Raw genomic sequence first — 5939 nt, 5'->3', positions numbered from 1 at the left:
GCGTACGGTATTCGTTGAATTCTTCTATCTGACTCATTGTTGTGTGTGCTGTGACTGTTTTATGCTATTAAAAGTATAACAGTTAAAGTTAATCTAAATTCTCAAGAATACCTTAATCATGCCTGTCCCGCTATGCTACAGGATTTTCTGTCTTTACTTTTTCCCGAAATATGCCATGCATGTGATCAGGCACTGACTCGTGGCGAGCGTTATATCTGCACAGAGTGTAATGTGAAACTCCCCTATACTGACCTGCACCTGCATGGGGCTACTGAGCTAAACTACCTGCAACAGCGATTCTGGGGAAAAGTGCCAGTACGGTTTGCATTTGCCTACCTGCACTTTAAATCAAAGGGGCGGGTGCAGCGTCTTTTGCATAAGCTCAAATATAAAGGAGCTGAGGAAGTTGGTGAACACTTAGGTACACGCTACGGCTCCATCCTGTCTGACCACGGGTATGCAGCCCACTTTGATTTGATCATCCCTGTGCCGCTGCACCGGTTGAAACTGCGCCGGCGTGGTTATAACCAGTCAGACGGTTTTGCGAAGGGATTATCGGAAGCATTGCAAATTCCGTGGAGTAACAAAGTACTGGAGCGTGCCATAGATACGGACTCTCAGACAAAGAAAAGCCGCCTGGATCGCTGCAAAATGTAGAGCAGGTATTTGTTGTGAAGAAGGCTGAGGAAGTAAGCGGGAAGCGGATACTGTTAGTGGACGATGTTCTGACAACAGGAGCAACACTGGAAGCATGTGCCCATACCTTATTGCAAAGCGGGTGTCATGAAATAAGTGTGACGACCATTGCGGCAGCGCAGCTTTAAGTTGGCATGGCTATAAATGCAAAAAGCCCGGGTAAACCCCGGGCCCTTTAAAATATAGTATTAACTGTTAGTTCTTATCTGTTAGATCCTGCATTGATCATCGCGCAACGGAAACCGATTGTTGCTGTAGATGAATCCTGTGCCATGAATCTTCTGGTACCTGGAGACAGCCAGTAAGCTACGTCTTTCCATGAACCGCCTTTGTAAACGCGTACTTCGTTACTGATCAGTGAGTGGAAACCTTCGCCTGTATCATAGTTTTCAGCTTCGTCCAGGTAACCGTCTCTACGGAAAGGGTTCAGGTCTTCAACGTCCTGGAATGAAAGCGGACGGTAAACATCCTGCACCCACTCGTTTACGTTACCAGCCATGTTATACAGGCCAAAGTCGTTTGGCGGATAAGCATAGATGTAGTCTGTGATCATGGCACCGTCGTTCAGTGAACCGGCAATACCGGCGTAGTCACCGCGGCCACGCTTGAAGTTAGCCAGGAACTGGCCCATTTTCTTGCCATATGGGTTACGCAGTTGATGACCATCCCAAGGGTAAAGTCTTCTGTTGTTCTGGTTTTCGTCCTCGTTGTACTGCGTACCAATCAGGGCTTGGGCAGCATACTCCCATTCAGCCTCTGTTGGGAGACGGTAGTTCGGCAATACATAGCCAGACTCGATTGAAAGCGCTGTTGCCTCTGTTGTTTCCTGAGTTCCACGGTTTCTTCCGAAAAGACCTCTTCTCTGTGTACCGCCAGTTGCTTCTTTAGCCAGGTTTTCGTTCACCTTAGCTGTACGCCAGGTGCAGTAGTCATTGGCCTGAAGCCAGCTAACACCTACTACCGGGAAGAAACGGAAACCAGGGTAACGCAGGTAGTACGTTACGTAAGGGTCATTGAAAGAAAGCTGACGTGACCAAACCGTTGTATCCGGAAGGGCAGCCACGTATACCTCAGGTATAGAGTCACGCTTCAGGTAGTGCAGGTACTCCAGCCAGTGGATGTTAGCCACCTCAGTTTCGTCCATGTAAAATGAAGCTACCGTTACCGTGCGCTCGATATTGTCACGGGTCATGGCGATGTCCTCCTCCATAGAGCCCAGCGTGGTACGGCCACCTTCAATAAATACAAGACCCGGAGCCTGAGGGAAGTCTTCGTAATCGTTTACCTGAAACGCAGTTTCGTCCTCGTTGTATTCTATACCCGTGGCCGAGCTGTAATCGCCTGGGTCAGTGCTAGTTGGATAGCCGCCCCCTCTTCCGCATGATGCAAGGAGAGCTCCTCCTACTACAACGGCTGATACATACTTAATAAGCTTCATAGATTAGGACCTACTAATGATAAGGTTCTTTTAATGTAATTTAACGTGCAATTATAACTAAATTCAGAATGCCGGACAAACAATGTTATGGTTTATTTTGGACGATCGACGGCCTGTGAACAAATTATTTAAGCTAAGTTGTTCAAAAACGAGCGAAATTTCATTCGCGCCACCCGCCTGTCTGCCAAATCCCTTCACTCCCACGTCGTGGCTGAAGCCGATACGGAGCCTGTTCAGGCTGATGCCTGCTATCACTCCTAAACTCTGATCCTGGTCTGCGCCAGTTGCAGGTACTCCTTTATATATTACACCTAACGCCAAAGGCGAATAGATAGTATATAAGGCTAAATCAATACGACTAAAATTTTGCTGATGTGTGAAATTCAGCGCCGGGCTTATGCTAAACTCAGCATTCTTGCGCCTTAAACCGGTGTCCAGGTAAAACTTGTAGCCGGCATTTGCCACAAAGCGCAAGGGTAGGCTGGTTGTCTCGTCAAAACCATAGGACGGCTGGTTGAGATGCGACACGTTGAGGCCGGCCCAGAAATTGTTATTATACAGGATGCTCCCTACCGCGAAGCTTACATAATTAGTTGGGTCAAAATGGTTGGCCTCGGCTGAGGTAAGAGCGGTTTGCCCGAAATCGGAGAGCTGATCGCCGAAAACCAGGTTGTCGTAATTAACACGAAGTGAGGCGATAGATGCCTGCAGGCCTCCTGAATAAGCCAGGTTATCGGTGAGGCGGGTATGATAGGCATAAGCCAGGGAGGCCTGCAGTTTTTGTAATCCGCCAATACCGGCACGGTCTTGCTGCAGTACCATCCCAATTGCACTTTTGGTGCCCTCAAAGCGATAGTCGGCAGCGACCTGGTTGGTAATAAAGGATCCGTTGAGCGATGGCCACTGGTTGCGATGGGCCACGGACACGCTCCAGTCGCGGCCCAGTCCGCTGAAGGCCGGGTTCAGGTATAGCCGGTTTGCGTACTGCTGCGTGAAGTGCGCATCCTGTGCAGTAGCCAGGCCAGCGCTCAGCAGGTATAGGGTGAAGAGGAAAAAATATTTTATCAGGGCTATACGCATACCTTAGGAGGCCCAAAAACGGTTATTGTTTTAGGGCTAGTGTAAATTCTGCATGGTTTTAGCTATAAAATTATATAGCTTAGCTTTTACTAAACGCAACCACCTAATATGAAAAAAGTAGTTATTGGTTTCTTCGTCTTTCTGGCGGTGCTGCTGGCAGCGGCGGCGCTTGTGCCTCTGCTCTTCAAAGATAAAATTAAAGAGGCCCTGGACAAAGAGATCGCCAAGAATATCAATGCATCTGTCATATACGCGACAGACGACGTTAGCCTTTCCCTTTTCAGAGATTTTCCGAACATGTCGCTGGGTGTGGAGAACCTGCTAATTGTCGGCCAGGATTCTTTTGCCACCGACACGCTGGCTAAGGTTCCTTCTTTCCGCATGGGCCTCGACCTGATGAGTGTGATCAGTGGCAATCGGGTTAAGGTTAACAACATCAAACTTGACAACCCGACTATCCGCCTGCTGGTGCTCAAAAGTGGCAAGGCGAACTGGGATATCTTCATTACGGATACCACTATAACCGCCGAGGCCGATACAGCGGCCAGTGACTTCCGCATGGCAATCAAACGGTGGGATATCAACAACGGTACACTTTATTATGATGATCTGAGCATTCCTTTCGGGTTGGCTGCCTATAACGTGCGCCATACCGGTAGCGGCGACTTCGAAAAGAGCGTGTTCGATATGAAATCCAGTACGCAGGCTGAGCGCTTTGTAATGACTTATGATGGCGTTAATTATATAGAGAATGCTGTGCTGGACGCTGACGTGACAATGGCGATGGACCTCGATCAGTACCTCTATACTTTTAAAGACAATAATATACGCATCAACGAACTGCCGGTGCAGTTTGCCGGTACGATACTAATGCCGGAAGACGACATCGACCTGGACCTGACTTTTAAGGCAGCGGATACAGATTTCCGCAGTGTGCTATCGGTGGTGCCAGGTATGTTCAAGGAGGATTTCAAGGACATCAAAACAGAAGGTAATCTGAGTTTCGACGGCTATGTGAAGGGCAGGTATAACGAAACCTCGATGCCAGGCTTTGGAACCGAGCTAAAGGTGGTAGACGGTATGTTCAAGTACCCGGACCTACCACAGGCTGCCCGCAACATCAACGTAGACATGCGCGTCGACAATCCGGATGGCGACATGGAAAACACGGTGGTGGATGTGCGCCGCTTCCACATGGATATGGGTAAGAACCCGGTAGATGCTCGCGTGCTGGTGAAAGGTATGGAGGTAATGCAGGTGGATGGTAATGTGAAAGCCAGCATCGATCTGGATGAGATGACCAAGGTGTTCCCTATAGAGGGTATGACGCTGCGTGGTCTCCTGAAGGTAGACGCTGATGCCAAAGGTACCTACAGCGAGAAGAGCATGCCGGTGATAGACGCTGATATGCGCCTGACTAATGGCTATGTGAAGTCAGCCGACTTCCCTGCCCCTATCCAGAATCTGAATGCGGTGGTGAACATCCTGAACAAGACAGGTAACACCGATGATACCCGCATCAACATAGAGCGCTTCAATATGACGCTGGACGGTGAGCCGCTGGAGGGTCGTATGCTGGTGCAAGGTATAGAGCACCCGGCTTTCGACGGCCAGATCAAAGGTATACTGGACCTGGAGAAACTCACTAAGATCTTCCCGCAGGAAGGTATGACGGTGACCGGCCGTATCAACGCCAACGTAGCCGCCAAAGGCAAGATGTCGGATATCGAGGCTGAAAGGTATAACAATGTGACGGCTAATGGTACCATGGGTATCAGCAACCTGAACTTTGTAAGCACAGATATGCCGCAAGGTATAAGAATCAGCAAAGCCGATGCTGTGTTCAACAACGAGCGCATCCAGCTCAATAACATGAACGGTTTCCTGGGCAAAAGCGACTTCAGAGCGAACGGCTCGGTGTCGAACTACATTGGCTATGCCATGTCCGAGAACCAGTCGCTGCGCGGTAACTTCAACCTGAGCTCCAACTTGTTCAATGTGAACGAGTGGATGGTGGACGAGAATACCGGCCAGACAACGACCGCAGCCAACGAAGCCGAAGGCGTGGTAGAGGTGCCGGACAACCTCGATATCACACTAAACGTGGATGCCAAGCAGGTGCTTTATGACAACCTGAAGCTCAACAACGTGGGCGGTCGTGTGCTAATAAAAGACAAGGTAGCCCGACTGGAGTCTGTGAAGTTCAACACGCTGGGCGGTACTTTCGTGACCAGCGGCAGCTACAACACACAGAATCTGAAGCAGCCGCTTTTCGATATGCGCCTGGATGTGCAGAACCTGAGCTTCAAGGAAGCCTTCAATGCATTTAACACGATCAAAGTGATTGCTCCTATCGCAGGTCTGTTGGATGGTACCTTCTCTACCAAGTTCAACTTTGCCGGTGAGATCGGGCAGGATATGACGCCGGTGTTCAACACGCTGGACGGCTCAGGTATAATAGATGTGGTGAAGGCTGCAGTGCGCGACGTGAAGATCGTGGACCAGATTAGCAGGCTGACGAACTTTGATGAACTGCGAACCTTTGTCGTTGAAAACAAGCGCATCGATGCCCAGATCATAGACGGTAGCCTGGTCATTCGTCCGTTTGACCTGAAAGTGGGTGATGTGGATATGACCGTGGGTGGCTCCAACAATGTGAACGGCAACATTGATTATGTCACCGCACTCAATGTTCCAGCCGGAAAAATAGGCCGTGAGCTAAACA

General features: G+C 49.5%; 5 protein-coding genes. 3 read left to right on the top strand and 2 right to left on the bottom strand.

The window, feature by feature from the left end:
• Window positions 1-231: 231 nt before the first annotated feature.
• Window positions 232-657 (top strand): ComF family protein, encoded by a 426-nt coding sequence (locus tag O71_RS25245; RefSeq protein WP_007654119.1) that lies wholly within the window; start codon window positions 232-234, stop codon window positions 655-657.
• Window positions 658-671: 14 nt separating this feature from the next.
• Window positions 672-824 (top strand): ComF family protein, encoded by a 153-nt coding sequence (locus O71_RS25240; protein WP_237717721.1) that lies wholly within the window; start codon window positions 672-674, stop codon window positions 822-824.
• Between the two features lie 74 nt (window positions 825-898).
• On the opposite strand, the gene gldJ is transcribed toward O71_RS25240, so the two are convergent.
• Together gldJ and O71_RS05435 are read right to left on the bottom strand one after the other, a co-directional pair.
• Complete coding sequence (gene gldJ, locus O71_RS05440; protein WP_007654117.1) at window positions 899-2134, bottom strand: gliding motility lipoprotein GldJ; 1236 nt, start codon at window positions 2132-2134, stop codon at window positions 899-901.
• Window positions 2135-2197: 63 nt separating this feature from the next.
• Window positions 2198-3214, bottom strand: coding sequence for a PorP/SprF family type IX secretion system membrane protein (locus O71_RS05435; RefSeq protein WP_007654115.1), 1017 nt, complete (start codon window positions 3212-3214; stop codon window positions 2198-2200).
• A gap of 108 nt (window positions 3215-3322) precedes the next feature.
• Between O71_RS05435 and O71_RS05430 the strand changes: the two genes are divergently transcribed.
• A partial coding sequence (locus O71_RS05430; RefSeq protein ID WP_007654114.1) for an AsmA-like C-terminal region-containing protein occupies window positions 3323-5939 on the top strand: 2617 nt, incomplete at its 3' end.

The organism is Pontibacter sp. BAB1700, assembly GCF_000277005.1.
GTDB lineage: Bacteria > Bacteroidota > Bacteroidia > Cytophagales > Hymenobacteraceae > Pontibacter > Pontibacter lucknowensis.
The sequence above is the reverse complement of the archived record's forward strand: the minus strand, read 5'-3'. Positions and strand labels throughout refer to the sequence as shown.

Coding starts and splice junctions, on each gene's coding strand:
- gldJ (WP_007654117.1), bottom strand. CDS start 2,134: ATGAAGCTTATTAAGTATGTATCAGCCGTTGTAGTAGGAGGAGCTCTC.
- O71_RS05435 (WP_007654115.1), bottom strand. CDS start 3,214: ATGCGTATAGCCCTGATAAAATATTTTTTCCTCTTCACCCTATACCTG.